The organism is Micromonospora gifhornensis (assembly GCF_016863515.1).
GTDB lineage: Bacteria > Actinomycetota > Actinomycetes > Mycobacteriales > Micromonosporaceae > Micromonospora > Micromonospora gifhornensis.
This window is the reverse complement of record NZ_BOPA01000020.1, coordinates 57,635-83,360: the sequence shown is the minus strand read 5'-3', so window position 1 is coordinate 83,360 and position 25,726 is coordinate 57,635. Positions and strand designations below refer to the sequence as shown.

Below are 25,726 nucleotides of genomic sequence, written 5' to 3'. Positions count from 1 at the left end.
CTCACCACCGAGGAGAACGCATGAACTGGGCCGTCCCATCGACCGTGCGCAACAGCGGCCGGGTGCTCCACTACGTCTGGACGCATCCGGCCAACCGGGGTGCCCGGCTCAGCGGGGTCGCCCGCGCCGTCCGCTTCCAGGTGCGGGGTCGCCTGGGCCTGCGCACCCTCACCCGGGTGGGCCAGGGCGGTCGGATGTGGGCCGAGCTGCACTGCAGCGCGGCGTCGAAGGTGGTCTACGCCCCACCCCCGGACTGGAACGAGATGATGGCGTGGCGACGGATCCTCACCCCTGGTGACCTGTTCGTCGACGTGGGCAGCAACGTCGGCGCGTACGCGCTGTGGGCCGCCGACGCGGGTGCGCAGGTCATCGCGGTCGAGCCGGGCCGCGACGCGGCGCGACGCCTGCGGGAGAACGTGGCGCTCAACGACTTTCCCATCACCGTGCTGGAGTGCGGGCTCGCCGACCGGCCGGGGCAGCTCCAGCTGACCACCGGACGCGACTCGACAAACCACCTGCTGCTCGATCCGGCGGCGGGCGGCGAGTCGATCGCCGTGGACACCCTGGACAACGTCCTCGGGGACCGGTTCGCGACAGGCGTGAAGATCGACGTCGAGGGCGTCGAACGGCTCGTGCTCGACGGTGCCCGCGAGGCCCTGCGCCAACGCCGCATCGGGGTGTTGCAGCTGGAGTGGAACGGCATGAGCCGCCGACTGCTGGGCGAGGACCGGCTGCCCATCGCCGCCCTGCTGCGCGAGTGCGGCTACGAGTTCGTCCGCCCCGACGAGCAGGGGCTGTTCCAGGACACCGAAGTCACCGCAACGGCGGCGGAGGACATCTTCGCGGTGCTTCCGGAGTACCGGTGACGGGAATGCAGGCGGCGGATCCGGGCGGCGCGGGCGGCGGGATGATGCGTACGCTGCGCAGAGCCGTGGCGTTGCTCGATCGCCGTTCGCGCCGTCGCTACGCGCTGGCGGTGCCGGCCGCGCTGATCGTCATGGTGCTCGAACTCGTCGGCTTCATCGCGTTGGCCGCCGTGGTGCAGGTGCTGACCACGCCCAGCCTGCTCACCACCGCCGGGCCGAGAAGCCTGATCGGCCTCGCCCAGAGCGTCGTGGATGCGCAGTCACCCACCGGCTTCGTCGCCACCGTCGGGGCGTTCGCGGTCGGTCTGCTCATCGCCCGGGGCGTGTTCGCCTCGATCGTGGCGTGGTGGCAGGCCGGTGTGCTAGCCCGGGCCGAGGCGGTGCTGTCGACCCGGTTGTTCCGCACGTTCCTCTCCGCCGACTACGGCTTCCACCTGGAACACCACTCGGCCGACCTGACCCGTACGGTGGCCCAGTCCGTACGGTCGCTCATGGGCCGGGTGCTGCTGCCCGGCGCGGCCGTGGTCATCGAGGGTGCCCTCATCGTCGGGCTCGGTGCCGCACTGTTCATCATGGAGCCCGCGCCGGCCCTGACCTCGATGACCACCCTGGGGGTGGCGATGGCCGGCTACCTGGCTGTCGTACGCCGCAAGGCGCGGCGCATCGGCATCGAGGACGAGCAGCTCAACGCGGCCGACCAGCGGATCATCCAGGAGGGTCTGGGCGCGGTGAAGGTGCTCACCATCCTCGAACGGCGCTCGCACGTGATCGCCCGCTTCGACACCTCCCGCCACCGGCACGCCCAGACCCTGCGCGGGTTGCTGTTCATGTCCAACTTCTCGCGCTACTACCTGGAGGCGGTCGTCCTGGTCATGGCCGCCACGATCGCCGCGGCGGCCCTGTCCGGCGGTCAGGCGGCGGCGCTCGGCTCGATCGGGGTGATCCTCGCCGGCTCCATGCGCCTGCTGCCCTCGGTCCAGCGGATGATGACCGCGCTGAACACCATCAGGGTGGGCGCCGGCAGCATCGACACCATCGAGCGGGACCTGCTGCTGGCCAACTCCAGCACGCCGGAACAGCCACGATCGACACCACCGGCGCCGGTCCCGTTCCGCCGGCACATCGAGTTCCGCGACCTCGCCTACCGGTATCCGTCCGCGACGACACCCGCGCTGCGCGACATCAACCTGACCATCCGGTACGGCGAATCGGTGGGCATCGTCGGCACCTCAGGCTCGGGGAAGACGACACTCGTGGACGTCCTCACCGGCCTGCTGCCGCCCTCGGAGGGGGGCCTGCACGTCGACGGCACGCAGATCACGCACGCGAACCTGCCGTCCTGGCGCGCCCAGATCGGCTACGTGCCGCAAGAGACGATCATCGTGGACGACACCGTCCGGCGGAACGTCGCCCTGGGGCTCGACGACGCGGACATCGACGACCGGGCGGTCTGGCGGGCGTTGGAGCAGGCGCAGTTGCAGGACCTGGTCGAGGCGCTGCCCGACGGCCTGGACAGCCGCCTCGGCGAGCGTGGCGTACGCATGTCGGGTGGGCAGCGCCAGCGCATCGGCATCGCCCGCGCGCTGTACCACCACCCGCGGGTACTCGTGCTCGACGAGGCGACCGCCGCCCTCGACAGCGGCACCGAGAGCCAGATCGTCTCCACCATCGAACGGCTCCACGGCGCGGTCACCATCATCATGATCGCCCACCGGCTCAGCACCATCGAGCACTGTGACCTGCGCGTACGCCTGGAGCACGGGCGCATCGAGACTGTCCGCGCCCGCTCGGTGGTGCAGCCGCCGCACCAGCACGCCCTGCCCGAAGTACCCGCGACCGGCTGAGTGGGAAGCGAGCACCCGTGAGCGTACGCACCGCCGTGGACCGCCAGCTGACGGTCGCGGTCTTCACACCCTGGTATCCCGAACCCGAGCGGCCGTGGGACGGCACGTTCGTCGCCAACCAGTGCGACGCCCTGCGTGACCTCGGCGTACGGATCCGGGTGTTCAAGCTGACCCGCGACGGCCTGACCGCGCGGATGCACGAGATCGACCCGGCCGACCGCACGGCGGTCCCGCACACCCGGCGTCGGATTCTCGGCGCACACCACCTGGCGTCGCTGGTGCACCGCGGACGCCTGTGGTCCGAGCCGGTCGACGCCGTGCTGGCCGAAGGGGTGTGGGCGAGCAGCCTGCTGCGCCGTGTCGTGGCGCCGATGGTGGTGGTGCTGCACGGTCGGGCCCCGATGACGGCGTCCGGCGCACGCACCGACCCGGTGCGACGCCGCATCATCGCCGGCTCGTTGCGGCGGGCACAGGCGCTGGTGGCGGTGGGTCCCGACATCGTCGACGACCTGCCACCCGAGCTGCGGGCCGGGTGCCACGTGGTGCCCAACGGGGTGCTGCTCGACGCCTTCGCCCCGCGCGGCGGGTCCACCTTCGAGCGCCTGAACGCCGACGACTTCCCGCGTTTCGTCACCGTCGGCAACGTCGACACGAACAAGAACCAGGAGACCCTGCTGCGGGCCTTCGCCGCGATCCGGGACAGGTGGCCCGCGGCGAGTTGGTGGGTGGTCGGCGACGGACCCGAGCGGCACCGGCTGGAAGGGCTGCGCGACCAGTTGGGCCACGGCGACCGGATCCACTTCACCGGCCGGATCGCACCCGACGAGGTGGCGAAGGTGCTCGGCGAGTCCGACCTGTTCGTCCTGCCGTCGCGTACCGAGGCGTTCGGCTGCGTCTACCTGGAGGCGATGGCCGTGGGCGTGCCGACGCTTGTGTCCCGCTCCGCCGGCCTCGCCGCCCTCGTCGACGACGACCGGTACCTGCACGATCCGGACGACAGCCGGCAACTGCTCGCCAAGGCCGACGCGATCCTGTCGACGCCGGCGCAGTACGAGCAGGCCGTCGCGTTCGGTCACGCCCTCGCCGAGGGATGCACCTGGCAGGCCCACGCCGAGTCCCTGGTCGACGTGCTCACCCATTCCGTGCTGAACAAGAAGGCGGTGACGGCACCGTGACGCCAACCGTACGCAGACTGGGTCGCCGGCTCCTCACGTACGCGCAGGACACCGCCCGCCTCAACGGGACCGAGGCGGGAACCTGCGTGTACGTCGGCCCACGGGTGCCGGGCAACCTCAACCTCGGCGACAACCTCCTGTACTGGGCGCATCAGCATGCGCTGCCCGACATCCCGCTCCGCCAGGTGCACACAGTTCCCGCGCTGGCCGGCGCCCGCGCCGTACGGCGTCGGCAGCTGCGCGGGACGGTCCTGGGTGGGGGCACGTTGATCGGTTCGCCCAGCTTCCGGCGGGGCCTGGAATCGAGTCTGCGCATGCTGGACGGGCTGCCGGTGGTCAACATCGGCACCGGTGTCGACGATCCGGTCATGCCGTCCACCGGCGTACCGGGTGACAACCGGGAGTTGCGGGCGTGGGTGCCGCTGCTGCGCAGGATGCCGAAGGTGTGGGTGCGCGGGCCGCTGTCCCGGCACCTGCTGCGGGAGGTCGGTGTCGACGCCGAGATCAGCGGCGATCCGGTGCTGTTGTTCGCGCTCGACGCCGACCTGCGCCACCGGCCCGCCCTGGGGCGCATCGGCATCAACCTCGGCATCACCGGCAACCAGTGGCAACGCGACCCGGCCGAGCTGGTCCGCGCCGTGGTGTCGTACGGCCGCCGGATGCGCGAGCGCGGCGTGGAGGTGCTGCTCATCTCGGTCTGGGACCGCGACGACGAACTCACCGCGTCGGTGGCCGACGAGTTGGGCTGCCCGGCCGTGCTGGCCGCGCAGATGCGCACCGCCGGCGCGATGCGACGGGTCATGCGTGGCATCGACATCCTCGTCGCCCAGAAGCTGCACGCGGTCGTCGGGGCCGCCTGCGTGGCCACGCCCTCGATCGCGTTGGAGTACCGCCCGAAGTGTCGGGACTTCCAGGAGTCGGTGGGGGCGGGACGCTGGACGATCCGCACCTCGGAGGCGACCGGGGGTGCCCTGACCGCGATGACGCATCAGCTCTACGACGAACGGGAGAGCGCGATGAAGACGCTCGCCGAGCAGGTGACGGACCGTCGCGCGGCCATCGGCCTGGCGGCGATCGAGGCGTACGAGACGCTCGATGGATAGCGGCGTCGGCATCGCCTGGGACGTCGTCCTGGCGGGCATGGTGGTGTTGTTCCTGTTCACCGTGCTGCGCATCCCGGCCACCCCGATGATCGCCGTCTCGATCGTGCTGGTGCTGTGTTCGTCGACGTACGTGGAACGCTCGACCAACACCGGGTTCTCCGAGGTGGTGCGGGTGGCCAGCGTGCTGGTGCTGGCCCGGTTCATCTGGAGCGCGGCCAGTCAGGATCGCAGCGAGGATCCCGCGCTGGCGGATCGGTGTGGCCAGTTCGTCCGGGTCCTGGCCGCCACCATCGTGGCGTACCTCGCGTTCGCCACCATCGGCCACGGGATGTACCAGGCGCTGCTGCTCTACACCGCCGGCGCGGTGCTGACCGTGGTGTACGGGACGCTTATCGCGCGACGCATCAGCGGGCCGCAGCTTCGCGCCGGGATCCTCATCGCGCTCGTCCTGGCGATCTCGGGCAGCGTCGTGTTCGGCATCGTCCGGGCCGGCGACGGGATCCTCGGTGAGCGGCTCAGAGGTCTGGTCAGCAGCCCCAACCTGCTCGGCTTCTACGCGGTGATGATCTTCGCGCTGCTGCTGTCGTACCGCACGTTCCGCCTCTGGATGCTGCCCGTCGGCGCGGTGACCGGCGCGGCTCTGGTCTGGACGGCCAGCCGTTCCTCGCTGATCGCGACGGTGCTGCTGGTGACGGCGCATCTGGCGCTGCGGCAGACCCGGCTGCGGGCGCTGTGGATCCTCCTCGGGGCGACCGGCCTCGTGCTGCTGCTGAGCAACCCGGCCTGGATGACGGACAGCGACCTGACCATCCTGCGGTCCAACAACTCGCGGCACGACTCGTACGCGTACACGATGACGGTCCTGGCCGACACCGGGTGGCAGGGCATCGGGCTCGGCAACGAGCTGGTGCAGGTGGCGAGCACCCCGCTGCGCGCCCTGGTGCACGCCGGGCTCGCCGGGGGCCTCCTGGTGGCCGCCATGTACGCGGTGATCGTCTACTACTCGGCGAAGGTCGGCCGGCAGACCCTGCTGTTCGGCGGCGTGATGGTCGTGCACAGCCTCTCCGAGGGCTGGCTGCTGTCCCCGGTCGGGCCGATGACCATGTGTTTCGTGGCCGTCTGGTGTGCCCTGGCGAAGTGCGAGGCAGCACCGCCGTCGATCCCCCGCCACACCGCCCGTACGCCGATGCCGGCCACCACCAGAGAACGCAGCTATGCCGTCGTCTGACCCCATCGTCTTCTGGCAGAACACGCCGTCGATACACCAGGCGCCGCTGATGCGGGCGCTCGCCCGGCAGAGCTGCGCCCGGGTCGTCGTCATCACCGAGTTCGGCCTGTCCCCCCGGCGTCAGCAGTTGGGCTGGCACCTGCCGGACTACGGTGCGGCGACCCTGGTCGTCGCCCCCGACCAGGCCGAGCGCCGGCGACTCGAAGCGAGCCTGGCCGGGGGTGTGCACGTCTTCTCCGGGCTCGGCGCGTACCCCGCGACCACCCGATCCCTGCTGTCGGTGGGCAGCCACGGTGACACTCTCGTCGGCGTCTACGCCGAGCCGTGGGACCCGGCGGGCTGGCGGGGTCGGTTGCGGCCACTGCGGTACCGGGCCGCGGCACGCCGACTGCGCGCCAGCGTCGACTTCCTGCTCACCACCGGGCCGCTCGGACAGCAGCAGTACGTCCGGGTCGGGTTCCCGGCCACCCGCGTGTTCCGGTTCGGGTACTTCGTCGACGTGCACGACGGGATGCGCGGCGATGCCGCCGACACGGCGGGTCGGGACGCGGTGCGGCTGGTCTTCGTGGGCTCGGTCAACCCGGGTAAGCAGCCGGACCTGCTGCTCACCGCCCTGGCCCGGCTCAAGTGGGACTGGACGCTGGACGTCGTCGGTGACGGGCCGCTGCGGGAGCGTGCCACGGCCCTGGCCGGCCGGCTCGGCATCGACCGCCGGATCCGCTGGCACGGGCAGGTGGGCAACGCCACGGCCCGGGACATCGTCGGGGCGAGCGACATCCTCGTCCTGCCGAGCCGGTACGACGGCTGGGGTGCGGTGGTGAACGAGGCGCTGCTGGCCGGTACCCGCGTCGTGGCCAGCGATCGGTGTGGCGCCCAGGACCTCGTCGTCGCCGACGAGCGGAGCCGGGTCTTCCCGGCGGGTGACGTGACCTCGCTGACCCGGGCCCTGACCTCGTCGGCCGGCTACGGGCGGGTCGACGACGAGGAACGGGCCGCCCGCATCCGGTGGGCGACGACGCATCTCGCCCCCGAACGGGGCGCCCAGTACCTGCTCGACGTGGTCGCCCATCTGCGCGACGGCGCGCCGAGGCCGGTGCCGCCGTGGGCGCGGGCCACGAGCGTACGGTGACCGGCGCCGGTCAGGCCGGCACGTCCCGCGCCCACTCGCTCTGACCGGCCCGCACGCTGCCGATCGGGGTGCGGTGGTGGTCGAAGAGCCAGTCGAAGTACGACTCCGCGGCGAAGGGCTCCGGATCCGGTGTGAGTACGGCGCACAGCGCGGCCTCGACGGCGTCGCGCAGGCTCGCGCTGCGGTCCGGATCGAAGGGGTGCAGCGCCAGCGCGGCGATCTCGTGGTTGTGCGCGCTGTCCTGGGCGATCACCGGGATGCCGGCGGATCGGGCCTCGGCCAGCGGGTATCCGAACGACTCGACGGCCGTCGGGTAGTAGATGGCAGCGCACCGGGCGTAGTACTCGGCGAGACGATCGCGGTCGAGGACCCCCACGAACCGGAACCGTGGGTCGTCCCGAAGCTCCGGCGGGGCGGTGTCGGGCCGCATGGTGGAGACCACCCGCACGCCGGACGGCAGCGCCCGCGCCAACTCCGTCAGGTGCACACGCATCCGTTTGAACGGCGAGTCCACGATCGGGCAGAGCAGGAACCGCTCGTCGGGGCCGGCGGCCGTCCGGGCGGGCTGGCGCAGCGGGTGGAACCGTACGACCACTCGGTCCCGTACGCCGGGCAGGACGTGTCCGACCCGTTCGGCCATCGAGGAACTCGGTACCACGATGACGTCGGCGCGGCGCAGGCCGGCGCGTACCCAGGCGATCTGCGCGGCGAAGCCGGGCCGGAAGTACCGCTTGCTGCGGGCCCACTCCTGCTCGGTGAGGAAGTGGTTGGCGTTGCGCACGAGCGTGACGCGCACTCCTCGGCCGGTCGCGAACCCCACGTTGTTCGTGGACACGACGCGGACGGCGGAGCGCACCATCAACTCCCGCCGCAGCAGCCAACGGGCGGTGACCCGCCGGTCGGTCCCGAGCACCCGCACCGGTGCGGAGTCCGGCTCGGCCAGGTAGCGCAGGCACTGTTCCCGGAAACGTCCCGAACCGCCGGAGGGACCGCCGGAAAGGTCAACCACCTTGTTCACGAATTGGCCCCCGATCGACAATTCCTCAGCCGTACGCGAATTAATCACGGAACACGCAGTCGGGCGTCCGCACTGCGGAGACACAGGAGGAACGATCGAGAATTCGACAGGTTACCCGAATGGGTCATCCGACACACGATCGTCGAATCGGTTAATCGCCGCGTGGCTATGTAGACCCGACCGGTGGACGATCCGACCGGTGTCGCCGGTGTGCCCGGTACCGGGCGTGGCTGCGGCCCGGTTGTGGTGAGCTGGGGACATGCCTCAGATCCGGCTCGGGCTGGTGCTGCACCCCACCCGGGAGGTGTCCCCGGTGGTGGACACCATGGTGGCCTGGGCCGCCCGGCACGACGCCGCCCTGACGGTACGCGCCGAGGACCGGCACCGGGTGCCCGAGTCGGTCCGGGCGGTGCCGGAAACCGATCTCACCGCCGCATCGGACATGCTGCTCAGCGTCGGCGGCGACGGCACCATGCTCGGTGCGCTGCGGTTGGCCGTGGCGGATCCGAAGCCGGTGCTCGGAGTACACCTGGGCAAGCTGGGATTCCTGGTGGAGGTGGAGCCGCAGGATCTGCCGGCGGCGCTGGACCGGCTGCTGACCGGCGACTACACGCTTGTCGAGCAGGGCTGCCTGGAGTGCGCGGTGTGCGGCGACGACGTGGTCGCGTTCAACGACGTCGCGCTGATCCGTACCCCCGGGCAGGGCTTCGTCACCGCCACCCTGGCGGTGGACGGGCAACGGTACGGCTACTACCGCTGCGACGCGCTGGTGATCAGCACCCCGACCGGGTCGACCGCCTACAGCTACGCCGCCGGCGGGCCGCTGGTCTCCCCGGCCACCCGGGCGGTGGTGGTGACGCCGAGCGCCCCGATGTCCGGCATCTCCCGGGCGGTCGTGTTCTCCCCCGAGGAGACCGTCCGGTTGGAGCTGAAGTCGGGTTCGGGGCCGGTGGCCGTGGAGGTGGACGGCCAGATCATCCGGGACGGCTCGACGTCGGGCGCGGTGGAGGTCCGGTACCGCCCGGAGGCCGGTCAGGTGGTGCGTCTGGATCCGCGCCGTTACCAGCAACGCAGCGCGCTGAAGCTGGGCCTGCTCGACCTGCCGCTGCTGCCCGCACAATTGCGGGAACTCCTTCCCGAGGAAGTGCGCCGTCGGCTCGATGAACGGGAGCTTCCCCCACCGCGCTGAAACACCGAACGGCCCAGATTATCGCGCCGGGCACACCCGCCGGTGGCCAAATCCCCTTTCTGCCGGCGTACGTAACTCGCCACTGATTCCCGCCGTTAATCGTCTGGCGCGCAGATTCGCGGGACAGCGCCGTATCGGCCCGCGTCGGCCCGGCGAGTTGCGGAGGGGAGAACTGATGAGGAAATCGGTTCCGCGCACGATTGTCGCGGACCTGCGGACGTTGGGCCGCGCCGCACCCCTGCGCGCCGCGTACGAACTGTCGAAACGAAGCGGCTTCCATCAGGTGCTGTTCCGTGGTGCGCCACCGCAGCACCACCGGGCCACCGTCGTGCCGCTGACCACGAGCGTGCCGACCGGCCCCGAAGCCCGGCAGCGATGTCTCGACGACGCCCGCCGCGTACGGCAGGAAGGGCTGCGCGTCTTCGGGCAGCGGGCGGCGACGGGGGTGACGGCCGACTGGTCCACCGACCCGCTCACCGGACGGTCCTGGCCGGCGCACGAACCGTGGTGGCGCATCGACATCCGGTCCGAGGCCCGACTCTCCGACGTCAAGTACAGCTGGGAGGCGGGACGGCATCGCGACCTGGTCGTGCTGGCCCGCGCGGCCCGCCTCGACCCGGACGGCCCGTGGTGCGACGAACTCACCGGCCTGTTGCGCTCCTGGCACGAGCAGTGCCCACCCGAGCAGGGCGTGCACTGGCACTCCAGCCTCGAACTCGCGCTGCGCGCCATCAGCTGGAGCCAGGTCCTGGCGCTGGTCGGCGAGCGGCTCCCGGTCGAGGTGGTGACCGCCACCGAACGGCTGCTGCTGGCCAGCGCCCGGCATCTGATGATCGAGTTGCCGTACACGGTGAGCAGCATGCGCAACAACCACATGCTCGGCGACGCGCTCGGGCTCATCCTGCTGGCCCGGATGTTCCCCACCGCACGGCACGCGACCCGCTGGGCGCGCACCGGCGAGCGGATGTTCGCCGCCCAGTGGCGCCGGCACCTCGCCCCGGACGGCCGGATGATCGAGGACTCGCTGTCGTACCACAGGTTCGTCCTGGAGATGCTCATCGTGCGGGTGCTGCTCGGCAACGCACCGGCACAGCTGCGACGTGACCTGCACTCGGCCAGCCTGCACCTGGCCCGGCTCGGCGTGTTCGACGGCGACCTCCCGCAGTACGGCGACTGGGACGAGGGACGGGTGCTGGCGTCCTCCGGCGACCCGCTCGACGTGGCCGGCTCGGTCGCGCTCGGGCTGGTGCTCAGCGGCGAGCAGGTGCCCGCGCAGTGGTACGCCGAGTACGACGAGTTGGCCTGGTACGCGCCCACCGCACCGGAGGTCACCGCGCCCACCACGAGCACCCGCGCCGCCGACAGGCCCGGCACGAGCGCCGCCGCCGATCACGGCGGCAGGAGCGCCGTCGGGCGGCCGGGTGCGGTGGTCTCCGGGGGCATCGGCTACGTCAGCCGGGGTCCGTGGCAGGTCTGGTTCAAGGTGGCCGGTGGGCCTTCGCACGGACACGCCGACCTCACCTCCGTCTGGGTCAAGCACGACGGCCGGTGGCTGATCGCGGACCCGGGCACCGGCACCTACAACGGGCCGCTGGACGTCCGCAACGGACTGCGTACCTCCGCCGCCCATCCGGTGCGCCGACCCGACGGTCAGGACCAGCTCGTGCCACACCGCGCGTTCCGCTGGCTGCACACCGCGTCCGGGCACCTCGGGGCGCCGCTCGTGCTGGCGGACCGCACCATCCTGTTCGGCTGGCACGACGCGTACGCGCGAGGCCCTCGACCGGTACGCGTCGGCCGCGCGGTGGTGGTGGCCGACGCGTACGTGGCGATCGTCGAGTTCGCCGACGAGCCGGCCGCCGGCCGGAGGTGGTCGCTCACCGTTCCGCTGCACCCCGACGTCACGGTCGAGGGCAACACCCTGGTCAGCGGGGGCACCAAGGTCGACCTGTTCGGCCTGCCCGGGCACACGCTGGTGCGGGGCCGGTCGACGCCGTTCGCGGGTTGGCACAGCCACACCTACGGGTCCTGGGAACCGGCGACCTGGATCACCGTCGAGGACCGGGCCGACACCACAGTCTGGGGGCTCGGCGCGGTCCCCGGAACACCGCAGGCGCACGCGCTCGACGGTCTCGGGTTCGCGGTGACCTGGCAGCCCACCAGCGCCTCGCTCGCCGTCACCGACCTCCTGTCCGGGGAGGTCCAGCACCGGGAAGTGCCGACATGACCACTCGCAGGATCGCCGTGTTCAACCAGTTCGCCGTGCCCCGGGGCTATCCCGGCGGGACCAGGCACGTCGAGATGTTCGGCCGGCTGCCCGGCTGGGATTACGTGATCATCGCCGGTCGACGCAACCTGATCACCGGTCTGCCGCAGCGCGCGGAACCGGGCTTCCACCCGGTCGCGGTGACCCCGTACCGGGGCAACGGTCTGGACCGGGTCCTCAACTGGGTCAGCTACACGGTGACCGCGGCCGTCGCCGGCCTGCGGCAACCCCGCCCCGACGTGGTGTACGCGTCCTCGCCGCACCTGCTGGCCGGGCTGACCGGCTGGGCGGTCGCGACGCTGCGCCGTACCCCGTTCGTGCTGGAGATCCGGGACCTGTGGCTGCGCTTCCTCGTCGACATGGGAGTGCTGTCCGAGAGGTCGTTGGCGTACCGGGCGCTGGCGCGGCTGGAACGGTTCCTCTACCTGCGGGCCGACCGGGTCGTCGTGATGGCGCCCGACGTGGTGCAGGTCGTCGCGGCGCAGGGGGTGGCGCCCGAGAAGATCGCCTACATCCCCAACGCCGCGGACCCGGACGACTTCGTGCCCAGCGCCGACCGGGACACGCTGCGGGCACGGTACGGATTCACCCGCCGGACCGCCGTCTACGCCGGTGCGCACGGCCCGGCCAACGGACTGGATCAGCTGCTGGACGCCGCCCGATCGGTGCCGGAGATCGACGTGGTGCTTGTCGGCTCGGGAGTGGAGAAGGAGCGGCTGCGGGCCGCGGCGACCGGAATCGACAACCTCCGCTTCCTTGATCCGGTGCCGAAGACCGAGGTGCCCGATCTTCTGCACGCCGCGGACGTCGGCGTGCACGTCCTGGCCGACGTCGAGTTGTTCCGCTCCGCGGTCAGCCCCAACAAGGTGTTCGACTACATGGCCGCCGGGCTGCCGGTGGTCACCAACAGTCCGGGCGTGGTCGGCGACCTGGTCCTGGGCGCCGGCTGCGGCTACGTGACCTCACCCGGCCAACTCGCACACGGTCTCACCCAGATGGCCGGGGCAGGCCGGGACGAGCTGACGAAGATGGGCACGTCCGGCCGGCGTTGGATCCGCGCCAACCAGTCGCGTACCGCGATGTCACACGCCCTCGGGCAGTTGCTCGCCCCACTCGTCGAACGCTGATCCCACCCGAGCGGTACGCGCCGCGGCCGTCTTCGGCGCAAGGGCGGCGGTCGGCTTCGGCCGACCGCCGCCCTTGATCACGTCACGAGCCGAGTGGGACGCTCACGCTGACGTCGTCGCCCGCCCGCGTGGGCGGAATCGACGGCTGTTCGGCGAGGCCGGTGAGCGCCGCGACCGCGGCCAGCGCCGTCCGGGTGGTGACGAACGAGGCCTCGATCTCCCGCCCCTCGGACCGGTGCCCGACGATCGTCTGCCGGACCAGGGCGAGCAGCTGCTGGTGGCCCTTGCCCGCGGCCACCCGCCGCACCTCCCGGCCGTCGACCTCCAGCCGCCGGAAGTCGTCGATCAGTACGGTGTGTCCACGGCCGAGGATCTCCACCCGCTCCTTGGGGGTGCTCCGGTTACCGCCGGTGCAGTAGGTGATCGTCGCGGTGGAGCCGTCCGGGTATCCGAGCAGGATGCTGACGTCCTCTTCCAGCCCCGGCTCACCCCGTCCGCCGCCGTACGCGTGCACCACGCTCGGTGCCGTCCCCACCAGCCACGACGCGAGGTCGATGAAGTGGCACACCTCGCCGCGGATCCGGCCGCCCTGCCGTCGGTCGTGGTACCAGTGCGAGTCGGGCAACCGTCCCGCGTTGATCCGGTACGCGACCGTCACCGGCCCGCCACCGGCGGCCAGGATCTTCTTCGCGTGGCCCACCATCGGCGCGTACCGTCGGTTGAAGCCGACGAACAGGTGACCGGAGTTGCGGCGGTAGGCGGCGACGACCTCGTCGAGTTCGTCCTGCGTCAACGCCAGTGGTTTCTCCACGAACACGTGCTTGCCGGCGTCCAGCGCCTGCCGGACCAGGCCGGCGTGCGAGTCGTGCCGACTGAGGACGAACACCACGTCGATGTCGTCGCGGCCGATCAGGTCCGCTGCGGTCCCGACCACCAGCGGGATGTCGTTGCGCTCGGCGAGGTGTCGTGCGGACAGCCCCTTGGCGGAGGTGACGGCGGCGAGGTCGTCCGCCCAGCCGGCGGCCTTGAGCGCGGGCAGGAACGTGGCCTTCGCGTAGAGCCCGGCGCCGATCAGCCCGGCCCGGGACCGCGACGAGGCACGGCGGGGCTGCAGCAGCACCGCGTCGGCGCGAGGTTCGGTCGGGGCCGCGTAGCTCAGTTGCACCGCGAGCGAGCGTGGGTCGGCGGCCAGCGCCTCGTACGCCGCGGTCGCCTGCGCCACCTCGAACACGTGGGTGACCAGGTCGTCGACCGCGACCCGACCGCTGTCGACCAGGTCGAGGTAGGTCTCGATGTTGCCGCGCGCCGTCCAGCGCACGTGCCCGGCCGGGTAGTCGACGCCCCACTCCTCGTAGGCCCGGTCGTAGCGGCCGGGACCGTAGCTGCGGGCGAACCGCAGGTCCAGTTCGCGCTCGTAGAACGCCCGCCGGTCGAGTTCCAACCCGACGTCGCCGACCACGACCAGCCGGGCGCGGTCCCGGGCGATCTCGGCGCTGCGGGTGACCGGCCCCGAGGAGCGGGTCGCCGCGGTGATCAGGACCGCGTCGACGCCCCGCCCCCGGGTCAGTTCCATGATCTGTTCGGTGGTCGCCGCGCCGGCCTCGACCAGGCCTGTCGCACCGCCGCTGGTGGCCAGTTCGGCAGTCCACTCGCGCAGGTCCACACCGATGACGCGAAGCCCCGAGGCGAGCGCCAACCGGACCGTCAGCTGCCCGACCAGACCGAGGCCGACGACGGCGACCGTGCCACCCACCCCCACCTCGGCCTGCCGCAGTCCCTGCATCGCGATGGCTGCCACCGCGCCGAAGGCGGCGGCCTGGTCCGACACCCCGTCGGGTACGGGTACCGCGAGCAGGCCGGGCACCGTCTGGTACTCGGCGTGCCCCGCCGAGGCCGTGGCGACCCGCATGCCCGGCCGCAGACCGTCGGTGGCGGCACCGGCGGCGACCACCACACCGGTGGCGCTGTACCCCAGCGGCATGTCCTCGTCGAGTCGGCCACGCACCGCCGCGAGCGTCGTCCGCACACCGTCCGTGCGGGCCTTGTGCACGACCTGCCGCACCAGGTCCGGCCGGGCCCGTGCCTTGCTCAGCAGGCTCGCCGACGCCAGTTCGCGGACGGCACGTTCGGTCCCGGCGGAGAGCAGGGACCGGCGTACGGCCACGAGCACCTCGGTGGCGGTCGGTTCGGGTTGCGGAACCTCGACGATCCTGACCTCGCCACCGGACACGGACTGGACGACCTGCTTCACGGGACCTGCCTTCGGGGAGAACACCTGGCGTCCGCGACAGCCAGCCCTTCCGGCGGTGCACACAGTGACGCCTCCGTCGCGCCAAATTGTACGGTGAATACCATTACCAAACCGGATAACTTGTATCATTGGCGCGTCATTGAACAATAGCTGCCGAATCATGCGAGGAATATTTGTCTACCGCCACGGTTCTGCACATCGCCGGCGCGCGTCCCAACTTTCCGAAAGCGGCGCCGGTGATCCGTGCGCTCGACGGTCACGACGTCGCCCAGCGTCTGGTGCACACCGGACAGCACTACGACGAGCGCATGTCCGAGGTCTTCTTCCGGCAGCTCGGGCTCCCCGAACCGGACGAGAACCTGGCCGTCGGCTCCGGCAGCCACGGGCGGCAGACCGCCGACATGATGGTGCGGCTCGAAACGTCCTTCCAGGAGGCCGACCCCGACCTGGTGGTCGTCTACGGTGACGTCAACTCGACGCTGGCGGCCACCCTGGTCGCCACGAAGCTCGCCATCCCGGTGGCGCACGTGGAAGCCGGGCTGCGCAGCTTCAACCGCGCCATGCCGGAGGAGATCAACAGACTGGTCACCGACCGGCTGTCCGAACTGCTCTTCGCCACCAGCCCGGACGCGCTGGTGCACCTCGGCAACGAGGGGATCGCCGCGGAGAAGGTGCACTTCGTGGGCAACCCGATGATCGATACGCTGCTGGCCAACCTGCCCCGGTTCGACGCGGCCGCCATCCGCGGCCAACTGGGCCTACCCGAGCAGTACGTGGTGGCCACCCTGCACCGACCAGCCAACGTGGACGAACCCGGCGACGCCGCCGAACTGGCCAAGGCCATGCACGGTGTCGCCGACCAGATCGAGGTCGTGCTCCCGCTGCACCCGCGCGGCCGGCAACGGCTCGCCGCCGCCGGCCTGTACCCGTATCCCGGAATCCGGGTCATCGAGCCCCTGGGCTACCTGGAATTCCTCAGCCTCGTCCGGGGTGCCCGGGCGGTCGTCACCGACTCCGGTGGCGTCCAGGAGGAGACGACAGTGCTGGGCGTGCCGTGCCTGACCCTGCGGGCCGAGACGGAACGCCCGGTGACCATCACCCACGGCACGAACCGGCTGGTGACCCGGGCCGGCCTGGTCGACGAGGTACGCACCCTGCTGGCCACCGACCGGCACGCCGCCGACTGGCCGGTGCCGCCGCTGTGGGACGGCCGAGCCGGTGAACGCATCGCCGCGGTGATCGCCGAATTCCTCCGCTGAGCCGGAGTCCCCCGACTGAGCCGGAGTTTTCCGGCTCAGTCGGCTTCGTCCGGTCGAGGCCGCCGGCCGGGCGGGGGCTGCCTACGCGCCGGCGAGCACCGAGTCGACCACGTCCTTGGCCTCCTGCTGGATCCGGGCCAGATGCTCCGGCCCCTGGAAGGACTCGGCGTAGATCTTGTACACGTCCTCGGTGCCGGACGGGCGGGCCGCGAACCAGCCCGACTCGGTGGTCACCTTCAGCCCGCCGATCGGTGCCCCGTTGCCGGGCGCCGTGGTGAGCGTGGCGGTGATCGGCTCACCGGCGAGCTCGGTGGCGCGTACCTGCTCCGGGGAGAGCTTGCCGAGCACGGCCTTCTGCTCCCGCGTGGCCGGGGCGTCGATCCGGGCGTACGCGGGCGCACCGAAACGCTCGGCCAACTCGGCCCAGTGCTCGCTCGGCGTACGGCCGGTCATCGCGATGATCTCGGAGGCGAGCAGGCAGAGCAGGATGCCGTCCTTGTCGGTCGTCCAGGTGCCGCCGTCGCGGCGCAGGAACGACGCTCCCGCGCTCTCCTCCCCACCGAAGCCGACCGTGCCGTCGAGCAGCCCGGGCACGAACCACTTGAAGCCGACCGGCACCTCCAGCAGCGGACGCCCGAGGTCGGCCGCCACCCGGTCGATCATCGATGAGGAGACCAGGGTCTTGCCGACCGCCGCGGCCGGACCCCACTGGTCGCGGGTACCGAACAGGTGGGCGATCGCCACGGCCAGGTAATGGTTCGGGTTCATCAGCCCGGCGTCCGGGGTGACGATGCCGTGCCGGTCGGCGTCGGCGTCGTTGCCGGTGGCCACCTGGTAATCCGCGCGCATGGCGATGAGCGAGGCCATCGCGTTCGGCGAGGAGCAGTCCATCCGGATCTTGCCGTCGCCGTCGAGGGTCATGAACCGCCAGGTCGGATCGACGGTCGGGTTGACCACGCTCAGGTCGAGGCGGTGCCGCTCGGCGATCTCACCCCAGTAGGCGACGCTGGCACCGCCGAGCGGGTCGGCGCCGATGCGGACCCCGGCGGCACGGATCGCGTCCAGGTCGAGCACCGCAGGCAGGTCGTCGACGTACGCACCGAGGAAGTCGTACGTGCCGGTGGTGTCGACGGCGCGGGCCCGCGCGTACGGGATGCGGCGCACCTCCTTGCCCCCGGCGGCGAGGATCGCGTTCGCCCGGTCCTGGATCCACTTCGTGGCGTCGGAGTCGGCCGGGCCGCCATGGGTGGGGTTGTACTTGAACCCGCCGTCGTCCGGCGGGTTGTGCGACGGGGTGATCACGATGCCGTCGGCGAGCCCGGCGGTACGGCCCCGGTTGTGGGTGAGGATCGCGTGCGACACCGCCGGGGTGGGGGTGTAGCCGTCACGGCTGTCCAGCAGCACGGTGACCCCGTTGGCGGCGAGCACCTCCAGCGCGTCGACGGCGGCCGGCGCGGACAGCGCGTGGGTGTCCCGCCCGAGGAAGAGCGGCCCGTCGATGCCCTGGGCCTGGCGGTAGTCGCAGAGCGCCTGGGTGACGGCGAGGATGTGGTCGGAGTTGAAGGCGTTGCGCAGGCTCGACCCGCGGTGCCCCGAGGTGCCGAAGGAGACCTGCTGGGCCGGGTCGGCGGGATCCGGATGCTCGGCGTAGTAGGCAGTCACCAGTCGAGGCACGTCGACCAGGTCGGCGGGCTGAGCCGGCTGCCCGGCACGAGGATGACTACTCACGGTGCTGGCCTTTCGTTCGCGACTGCGGGGCTCGCAAGCTCACTCCTCGCGCTCACGGCTCCACCTTCTGACCTTTGCCGATGACCACGATGCCGTTGTCGGAGACGGTGTAGCGCTGCCTGTCGCGTTCCAGATCGACGCCGATCTCGGCGCCCTCGGGAACGTGGACATTCTTGTCCAGGATGGCCCGGCGCACCACCGCGTGCCGGCCGATCTCAACACCTTCCATCAGCACCGAGCCGTCCACGTGCGCCCAGGAATGCACCTTCACCTTGGGCGAGACGATCGAGTTCTCCACAAGTGAGCCGGAGATCACCGCACCGGGCGAGACCATCGAGGCGACCGCCCGGCCGACCCGCTCACCCCACTGGTGCACGAACTTGGCAGGCGGGTACGGCGGCTGCTCGGTGTAGATCGGCCAGTCGAAGTTGTAGAGGTTGAACACCGGGTGGACGTTGATCAGATCCATGTGCGCGTCGTAGAAGGAGTCGAGCGTTCCCACGTCACGCCAGTAGCCCCGATCCCGGTCGGTGCTGCCGGGCACCTCGTTGTCGCGGAAGTCGTAGACATTCGCCTCGCCCCGCTCGACAAGCATCGGGATGATGCTGCCGCCCATGTCGTGCTTGCTGGAGCGGTCCTCGGCGTCCCGCTCGACCGCGTCGATGAGCGCCCGGGTGGTGAAGACGTAGTTGCCCATCGAGGCGTAGATCTCGTCGGGCGCGTCGGGCAGCCCCACCGCGTCGGTGGGCTTCTCCCGGAAGGCCCGGATCCGCCGGCCGTCCTCGGCGACCTCGATGACACCGAACTGGTCGGCCATGGACAGCGGCTGCCGGATGCCGGCCACGGTCACGGCTGCCCCGGAGGCGATGTGCTCCTCCACCATCTGCCGGGGGTCCATCCGGTAGATGTGGTCGGCACCGAAGACGATCACGTAGTCGGGCTGCTCGTCGTAGATCAGGTTGAAGCTCTGGTAGATCGCGTCCGCCGAGCCGGCGAACCACCACGGGCCCCGGCGCTGCTGCGCGGGCACCGGCGTGACGTAGTTGCCGAGCAACGTCGACATCCGCCAGGTCTTGGTGATGTGCCGGTCGAGGGAGTGGGACTTGTACTGGGTCAGCACGACGATCTTGAGGTACCCGGCGTTGGCCAGGTTGGAGAGGACGAAGTCGACCATGCGGTACATCCCGCCGAACGGGACGGCCGGCTTGGCCCGGTCCGCGGTGAGCGGCATCAGGCGCTTGCCCTCTCCGCCGGCCAGGACGATCGCGAGCACCTTCTCAGCCATGACCAGACGCTATCCATCCCGGTGCCGCTTCACCACTCGTACGGGCACACTTCTGCACTAGGGTGCCGGGCATGACCGACTCCACCGGACTGCGCGTCGACCTGCTCACCCGGGAGTACCCGCCGGAGGTCTACGGCGGCGCCGGGGTGCACGTCGAGTACCTGGCCCGGGAACTGCGCCGGCTCGCCGAGGTCCGGGTGCACTGCTTCGGCGCACCGCGCACCGAGCCGGGCGTGCGGGCGTACCCGGAACCGGCGGGCCTGGCCGGCGCGAACCCCGCGCTGCGAACAATGGGCGTCGACCTGGAGATGGCCGCCGGGTGTGCCGGCGCGGACGTGGTGCACAGCCACACCTGGTACGCCAACCTGGCCGGGCACACCGCGAAGCTGCTGTACGGGGTGCCGCACGTGGTGACCGCGCACAGCCTGGAGCCGCTGCGCCCGTGGAAGGCCGAACAGCTCGGCGGCGGCTACGCCCTCTCCTCCTGGTGCGAACGCACCGCCTACGAGTCGGCCGACGCGATCGTGGCGGTCAGCGCCGGCATGCGCCGGGACGTGCTGACCGCGTACCCGTCGATCGATCCGGACCGGGTGCACGTGATCTACAACGGCATCGACACCGCGCAGTACGCTCCGGACCCGGGCACGGACGTGCTGGCCCGACTCGGCATCGACCCGGCCCTGCCCAGCGTGGTCTACGTCGGGCGGATCACCCGGCAGAAGGGCCTGCCACACCTGCTGCGCGCCGCCCGCAACCTGCCCCCGCAGACCCAGCTCGTGCTGTTGGCCGGCGCACCGGACACGCCGGAGATCGCCGCCGAGGTGGAGGGTCTGGTCGCCGAGCTGCGGGCGAGCCGGTCCGGGGTGATCTGGGTGGCCGAGATGCTGCCCAAGCCCGAGGTGATCCAGGTGCTCACCCACGCCACCATCTTCGTCTGCCCCTCGGTGTACGAGCCGATGGGCATCGTCAACCTGGAGGCGATGGCCTGCGAGACCGCAGTGGTCGCCACCGCCACCGGCGGCATCCCCGAGGTGGTCGCCGACGGCGAGACGGGCCTGCTGGTCCCGATCGAGCAGGCCGGTCTGGACGGCACGCCCGCCGACCCGGCCCGCTTCGAGGCCGACCTGGCAGCGCGGATGAACGAGCTGCTGGCCTCGCCCGACCACGCCGCCGCCCTGGGCCGGGCCGGACGTCGCCGGGCGGTCGAGCACTTCTCCTGGGACGCGATCGCCGCCCGCACCCTCGCGCTCTACCGCTCACTGATGTAAGGAAGGGCACCCTATTAACGCCTCGGGTAGAGGAAGGGCCCCCTTTTAACACTCGGCACCGCCCTTACTCGGACGATCCGCATCGCGCCCGCAGCGCACCGCCGCCGGGCCAGCGGTACGCCGACGGCCGCTGCCCCGTCACGTGGGCGCGGCCCGTCACGTGGGCGCGGCCCGTCACGTGGGCGCGCTCACGCAGCTGTTCCGCCTTCCTGTGGGTGCGTTTGTTGTCGTCACAGCAACAACAAACGCACCCAGATCCGGGGTAGTGGCGGTGCGGTCAGGAGCAGGTCGGTGCGGGGCAGCAGGAGAGACGCCGCCCCGCCCATGTGATTGCACTCCGTTGCTGACGAGAGCACCCCTGGCACAGCATCGACCTGATTATTGACGCTTCTTGCCAAAAATGATTCACTTGTGGCATGGCCTCGGATCTCTCGCCCACCCCGCGCCGACGTGGTCGACCCACCGTGCTCGATCCCGAAGCGGTCGGCACCGCGGCCCTGAAGCTCTGGGCCGTGCGCGGCTACGGCGCCACCGGCTGGGACGACATCTCCGCGGCCACCGGGATCAGCGCCCGCACCCTGATGCGGCACTTCCCGTCCAAGGCCGCCCTCGCCTGGGTGGGAGTGCCCGCCGCCACCCGGCGGCTGACCGAGACGTTCCGCACGCTGCCCCTCGACATTCCGCTGTCGGACGCGCTGCGCGCCGCCGTGGCCGCCTCCGTCTCCGACGACGCGCTCGTGCTCAGCGCGGGCGGGTACTGGATGCGGGTCGTCGCCGAGGAACCCGAACTGGCGGAAGCCTCCGCCCGCGCCTACGCGCCCTGGACCGAGGCCCTCGCCCGGGAGATCGCCCGGCGTCGACCGGGAGCGCCGAGGGCGATCTACCACGCCGTCGCCACCGCGTACCGCGAGGCGGCCCAGGCCGCGCTGTACGACTGGGCCCGCAGCCCCGACGGCTCGCCCGCGCACGCCGTCGACGCCCTGCTGCGTCGGCTGGACATCCGCATCACCACACCCGAGGAAGCGCCGTGACCACCACCCGCCCGATTCCCGACCCGCTCGCCCCCGCCACCCTCGGCCCGGTGCGCCTGCGAAACCGGGTCATCAAGTCCGCCACCTTCGAGGGTGCGACCCCGGACGCCCTGGTCACCGACCGCCTGATCGAGTACCACACCGCTGTGGGTCGCGGCGGCGTCGGCATGACGACGGTCGCCTACCTCGCCGTCGCGCCCGAGGGGCGCACCGAACGGGGCCAGGTCTACTGGCGGCCCGAGGCGTTGCCCGGGCTGCGGCGGCTGACCGAGGCGGTGCACGCCACCGGCGCCAAGGTCAGCGCCCAGATCGGGCACGCCGGCCCGGTGGCCAACTCCCGCTCGAACGGGCTGCCCTCGCTCGCCGCGTCGGCGCGGTTCAACCCGCTGGGGATGGGCTTCGACCGCGCCGCGACCCACGACGACATCCACCGCATCGTGGCCGCCCACGGTAGCGCCGCCGCGGCGGCGCGCGAGGTGGGCTTCGACGCCGTCGAGGTGCACCTGGGCCACACCTACCTCGCCGGATCGTTCCTGTCGCCGAAGCTCAACCGACGCCGGGACGAGTTCGGCGGTGCGCTGACCAACCGCGCGGAGTTCCCACGCCGGATCCTGGCCGCCGTCAAGGAGGCCGTCGGTGACAACGTGGCCGTCATCGCCAAGATGAACATGAGCGACGGCGTGCCCGGCGGTTTCGACCTCGACGAGTCGATCCCGTTCGCCCGGATGCTCCAGGCCGACGGACACCTGGACGCCCTGGAACTCACCGGCGGGTCCTCGCTGCTCAACCCGATGTACCTGTTCCGGGGCGACATCCCGCTCGCGGCGATGGCCGCGCCCCAGCCGCCGCTGCTGCGGCTCGGGATGAAGATGTTCGGCCGGTTCCTGTTCCGCGACTACCCCTACCAGCCGCTCTACTTCCGCGACCTCGCGCTCCAGTTCCGCCGCGAGCTGTCCATGCCGCTGATCCTGCTCGGCGGCGTCACCGACCTCGACGGGATGCGCACGGCGATGAGCGACGGCTTCGAGTACGTCGCCATGGCCCGCGCCCTGCTCAGGGAGCCGGACCTGATCAACAAGATCCGCCACGACGCCGCCACCCGGTCGCGCTGCACCCACTGCAACCTCTGCGCCGCCAGCATCTTCACCGGCACCCACTGCCCCCTGGACACCGAGGGGACGACGGCGCTCGTCGCCGCCGGTACCCGGCCCGTCGTCGCCCCGTAGCAAGGAGTTCTGCGATGTCCATACCCCGGCAGCCCCAGCCGACCTCGGTCGACCTCGTCGTGATCGGCTCCGGCACCGGCCTCGCCGCCGCGCTCAGCGCCCACGAGGCCGGCCTCTCCGTCGTGGTCGTGGAGAAGTCGCGCTGGGTGGGCGGCTCCACGGCACGCTCCGGCGGCGCCTTCTGGATCCCCGCCAACCCCGTGCTGGCCGCGGAGGGCTCCGGGGACACGCCCGAGCGCGGCGCGGCGTACCTGGAGGCCGTGGTGGACGGCTCCGCGCCCGAACAGCGCTGGCGCAGCTTCCTCGAGCACGGCACCGCCACGATCGAGATGCTCACGCGGACCACCCCGATGCGGTTCCTCTGGGCCCGCGGCTACTCCGACTACCACCCGGAGCTGCCCGGCGGCACCGCCGAGGGCCGTAGCTGCGAGTGCCGTCCGCTCGACCTGAAGCTCCTCGGTGCCGACCGGGCGCGGCTGCGTCCCGCCGTCCTCTCCGCGCCCGTGCCCATGCCGGTCACCGGCGCGGACTACAAGTGGCTCAACCTGATGGCGAAGACCCCGGTTCGCGCGCTGCCCCGCATCGTGACGCGCCTCGCCCAGGGCCTCGGCGGCCTCGTGGTCGGGCGCGAGTACGCCGCCGGCGGCCAGGCCATCGCCGCCGGTCTGTTCGCCGGCGTCCGCCGCGCCGGCATCCCGGTCTGGACCGAGACGGCGCTGGAGCGGCTCGTGGTCGAGGGGGACCGGGTCGTCGGGGCCGAGCTGCGCCATCAGGAGACGACGTTCGCGATACGGGCCGAGCGGGGTGTCGTGCTCGCCACCGGCGGATTCGACCACGACCTGCCGCTGCGGCACACCCACCACCACCGCGACCTGGGCGGCTGGAGCCTCGGCGCGGACAGCAACACCGGCGACGGGATCCGCGCCGCGCAGGAGGCGGGCGCCGGCACCGACCTGATGGAGCAGGCGTGGTGGTTCCCCGCCGTCGCGCCGGTCGGCGACGCCGCGCCGTCGGTGCTGCTCGCCGAGCGTTCCCTGCCCGGGTCGCTCATGGTGGACGGCACGGGCCGCCGGTTCGTCAACGAGTCCTGCGACTACATGACGTTCGGGCAGCGGGTGCTCGGTCTCGCCCGTGAAGGTGGGTCGCTGCCGACCATGTGGCTGGTCTTCGACAAGCGGTACCGCAACAGTTACGTCTTCGCCGGCACGCAGTTCCCCCGCGCTCCGCTGCCGAAGTCCTGGTACGCGGCGGGCATCGCGCACCGCGCGGACAACCCGGGTGACCTCGCCCGGTCGATGGGCGTGGACGCCGACGCGCTGAACGCCACCGTGGCACGGTTCAACAGGTTCGCCGCCGCCGGCGTCGATGACGATTTCGCGCGCGGCGCGAGCGCGTACGACCGCTACTACGGCGATCCGACGGTGACGCCGAACCCGAACCTGCGGCCGCTGGCCGGCACCCTGTACGCCGTCCGGGTCGTCCTGTCCGACCTCGGGACCTGCGGCGGGATCCGGGCCGACGGCCTCGGCCGGGCGCTGTCCGACGAGGGGACCCCGGTCCCCGGGCTGTACGCCATCGGCAACGCCGCCGCCAACGCCTTCGGCCGCACCTACCCGGGGGCCGGGGCGACCATCGGGCAGGGCCTGGTCTACGGCTACATCGTCGGACGGCACGCGGCGGGCAAGCTCCCCGCCGCCGACCGGGCCCCGGACCGCCGGACGGCGGAATAGGCACGGGTTTGGCGCACCCGGGGCCGCCGGGCGTGCCAGCATCCGGCAGGACGCGAGGGGCCGATCCGGACCGACCGTCGGCGAAGCGGAGAGGAACCGAGATGGGTACGTACGCGGTGACCGGCGCGGCCTCCGGCATGGGCCGGGCGTCCGCCGAGCGGCTGCGCCGCGACGGGCACACCGTCGTCGGCGTGGACCTGCGGGACGTGGAGGTGATCGCCGACCTCTCCACGCCGACCGGGCGCGCGGCGGCGGCCACCGAGGTGCTGGAGCGCGCCGGAGGGCGGCTCGACGGGGCGGTCTGCGCCGCCGGGCTCGGCGGCATCCCCGGCCGGGACCAGGTCGTGCAGCAGGTCAACTTCTTCGGTGTGGTGGAGTTGCTCGAGGCGTGGCGACCGACGCTGGCCGCTGCCGGCAACAGCAAGGTCGTGGTGTTCGGCTCGAACTCCGTCACGCTCACGCCGATGGTGCCGGAGCGCGCCGTGCGGGCCCTGCTCGACCGCGACGCCGGCCGGGCGCTGCGCGTGGTGGGGCGCTTCGGCAAGCGCTCGGCGCCGTTCGCGTACGCGAGTTCGAAGCTGGCGGTGACCCGGTGGGCACGCCGCGCCGCGATCTCGCCGGAGTGGGCCGGCGCCGGCATCCGGGTCAACGTCCTGGCCCCCGGCATCATCGCCACCCCGCTGCTGGAGGAGCAGATGGCCCGGGGCGAGAAGGAGGCGGTCGAGGGGCTGCCGGTGCCGATCGGCGGGCGCGGCAAGCCGGCGGACGTCGGCGAGTGGGTGGCGTTCATGCTCTCGCCGGCCGCCGATTTCCTCTGCGGTTCGGTGATCTTCCTGGACGGCGGCTCGGACGCCTACTTCCGCACCGACGACTGGCCCGTCTCGACCGGCCCGGTCGGGGTGCTGCGCTACCTGCGGCGCGCCAAGGCGTGGCGGGCGCGGCGCTGACCGACGTGGTGGAAGCAGCGCGCAATCGAGCGCGAAAGGATCTCGCGCAGTAGGTT

19 protein-coding genes are annotated in these 25,726 nt (G+C 71.8%); 15 read left to right on the top strand and 4 right to left on the bottom strand.

Annotated elements, in window-relative coordinates:
* Nucleotides 1–20: 20 nt before the first annotated feature.
* From Vgi01_RS15045 to Vgi01_RS15020, 6 genes are read left to right on the top strand one after another with little or no spacing between them, the layout of a single operon-like run.
* Entirely contained in the window at nucleotides 21–866 is an 846-nt protein-coding gene (locus Vgi01_RS15045; protein ID WP_102656987.1) for an FkbM family methyltransferase, read from the top strand.
* A gap of 5 nt (nucleotides 867–871) precedes the next feature.
* Nucleotides 872–2,710: an ABC transporter ATP-binding protein gene (locus Vgi01_RS15040; protein ID WP_239088989.1), complete on the top strand. Its 1,839-nt coding sequence runs from the start codon at nucleotides 872–874 to the stop codon at nucleotides 2,708–2,710.
* A gap of 17 nt (nucleotides 2,711–2,727) precedes the next feature.
* Nucleotides 2,728–3,885 (top strand): glycosyltransferase family 4 protein, encoded by a 1,158-nt coding sequence (locus Vgi01_RS15035; protein WP_204291432.1) that lies wholly within the window; start codon nucleotides 2,728–2,730, stop codon nucleotides 3,883–3,885.
* Nucleotides 3,882–4,988, top strand: coding sequence for a polysaccharide pyruvyl transferase family protein (locus tag Vgi01_RS15030; RefSeq protein WP_204291431.1), 1,107 nt, complete (start codon nucleotides 3,882–3,884; stop codon nucleotides 4,986–4,988). Before Vgi01_RS15035 ends, Vgi01_RS15030 begins: the two co-directional genes overlap by 4 nt.
* Nucleotides 4,981–6,216: a hypothetical protein gene (locus Vgi01_RS15025; protein ID WP_204291430.1), complete on the top strand. Its 1,236-nt coding sequence runs from the start codon at nucleotides 4,981–4,983 to the stop codon at nucleotides 6,214–6,216. Before Vgi01_RS15030 ends, Vgi01_RS15025 begins: the two co-directional genes overlap by 8 nt.
* Nucleotides 6,203–7,345 (top strand): glycosyltransferase family 4 protein, encoded by a 1,143-nt coding sequence (locus tag Vgi01_RS15020; protein ID WP_204291429.1) that lies wholly within the window; start codon nucleotides 6,203–6,205, stop codon nucleotides 7,343–7,345. The genes Vgi01_RS15025 and Vgi01_RS15020 overlap by 14 nt, the downstream gene beginning before the upstream one ends.
* A gap of 10 nt (nucleotides 7,346–7,355) precedes the next feature.
* Here the strand turns inward: Vgi01_RS15020 and Vgi01_RS15015 are convergent, their stop codons facing one another.
* The gene (locus Vgi01_RS15015; RefSeq protein ID WP_204291428.1) at nucleotides 7,356–8,363 is read right to left on the bottom strand and encodes a glycosyltransferase; all 1,008 of its coding nucleotides are present in this window, start codon (nucleotides 8,361–8,363) and stop codon (nucleotides 7,356–7,358) included.
* 259 nt (nucleotides 8,364–8,622) lie between these two features.
* Here Vgi01_RS15015 and Vgi01_RS15010 point away from each other — a divergent pair, with 259 nt between their 5' ends.
* From Vgi01_RS15010 to Vgi01_RS15000, 3 genes are all read left to right on the top strand, one after another.
* On the top strand, nucleotides 8,623–9,552 hold the full coding sequence (locus Vgi01_RS15010; RefSeq protein WP_102656994.1) for an NAD(+)/NADH kinase: 930 nt from the start codon (nucleotides 8,623–8,625) through the stop codon (nucleotides 9,550–9,552).
* A gap of 175 nt (nucleotides 9,553–9,727) precedes the next feature.
* Nucleotides 9,728–11,779, top strand: a complete 2,052-nt coding sequence (locus Vgi01_RS15005; protein ID WP_204291427.1) for a heparinase II/III domain-containing protein — start codon at nucleotides 9,728–9,730, stop codon at nucleotides 11,777–11,779.
* A complete protein-coding gene (locus Vgi01_RS15000; protein WP_204291426.1) occupies nucleotides 11,776–12,945 on the top strand; it encodes a glycosyltransferase family 4 protein in 1,170 nt (389 codons plus the stop codon). Before Vgi01_RS15005 ends, Vgi01_RS15000 begins: the two co-directional genes overlap by 4 nt.
* An 82-nt stretch (nucleotides 12,946–13,027) precedes the next feature.
* Here Vgi01_RS15000 and Vgi01_RS14995 read toward each other — a convergent pair whose 3' ends face one another.
* A complete protein-coding gene (locus Vgi01_RS14995) occupies nucleotides 13,028–15,196 on the bottom strand; it encodes a Gfo/Idh/MocA family oxidoreductase (protein ID WP_204291425.1) in 2,169 nt (722 codons plus the stop codon).
* Nucleotides 15,197–15,369: 173 nt separating this feature from the next.
* Here Vgi01_RS14995 and wecB point away from each other — a divergent pair, with 173 nt between their 5' ends.
* On the top strand, nucleotides 15,370–16,455 hold the full coding sequence (wecB, locus tag Vgi01_RS14990) for a non-hydrolyzing UDP-N-acetylglucosamine 2-epimerase (RefSeq protein ID WP_204291424.1): 1,086 nt from the start codon (nucleotides 15,370–15,372) through the stop codon (nucleotides 16,453–16,455).
* Between the two features lie 81 nt (nucleotides 16,456–16,536).
* Here wecB and pgm read toward each other — a convergent pair whose 3' ends face one another.
* Both pgm and glgC read right to left on the bottom strand, forming a co-directional pair.
* The gene (gene pgm / locus Vgi01_RS14985) at nucleotides 16,537–18,183 is read right to left on the bottom strand and encodes a phosphoglucomutase (alpha-D-glucose-1,6-bisphosphate-dependent) (protein WP_204291423.1); all 1,647 of its coding nucleotides are present in this window, start codon (nucleotides 18,181–18,183) and stop codon (nucleotides 16,537–16,539) included.
* Nucleotides 18,184–18,235: 52 nt separating this feature from the next.
* Complete coding sequence (gene glgC / locus Vgi01_RS14980; protein ID WP_102656999.1) at nucleotides 18,236–19,468, bottom strand: glucose-1-phosphate adenylyltransferase; 1,233 nt, start codon at nucleotides 19,466–19,468, stop codon at nucleotides 18,236–18,238.
* Nucleotides 19,469–19,539: 71 nt separating this feature from the next.
* On the opposite strand from glgC, the gene glgA reads away from it, so the two are divergent.
* The 5 genes from glgA to Vgi01_RS14955 all read left to right on the top strand — a co-directional run bounded on the left by glgA (nucleotide 19,540) and on the right by Vgi01_RS14955 (nucleotide 25,670).
* On the top strand, nucleotides 19,540–20,736 hold the full coding sequence (gene glgA / locus Vgi01_RS14975) for a glycogen synthase (protein WP_239088980.1): 1,197 nt from the start codon (nucleotides 19,540–19,542) through the stop codon (nucleotides 20,734–20,736).
* A gap of 416 nt (nucleotides 20,737–21,152) precedes the next feature.
* On the top strand, nucleotides 21,153–21,767 hold the full coding sequence (locus Vgi01_RS14970) for a TetR/AcrR family transcriptional regulator (protein ID WP_204291422.1): 615 nt from the start codon (nucleotides 21,153–21,155) through the stop codon (nucleotides 21,765–21,767).
* Nucleotides 21,764–22,993: an NADH:flavin oxidoreductase gene (locus tag Vgi01_RS14965; RefSeq protein ID WP_204291421.1), complete on the top strand. Its 1,230-nt coding sequence runs from the start codon at nucleotides 21,764–21,766 to the stop codon at nucleotides 22,991–22,993. Before Vgi01_RS14970 ends, Vgi01_RS14965 begins: the two co-directional genes overlap by 4 nt.
* Nucleotides 22,994–23,007: 14 nt before the next feature.
* Entirely contained in the window at nucleotides 23,008–24,723 is a 1,716-nt protein-coding gene (locus Vgi01_RS14960) for a 3-ketosteroid-delta-1-dehydrogenase (protein ID WP_204291420.1), read from the top strand.
* A gap of 101 nt (nucleotides 24,724–24,824) precedes the next feature.
* A complete protein-coding gene (locus Vgi01_RS14955; protein WP_204291419.1) occupies nucleotides 24,825–25,670 on the top strand; it encodes an SDR family oxidoreductase in 846 nt (281 codons plus the stop codon).
* Nucleotides 25,671–25,726 lie beyond the last annotated feature (56 nt).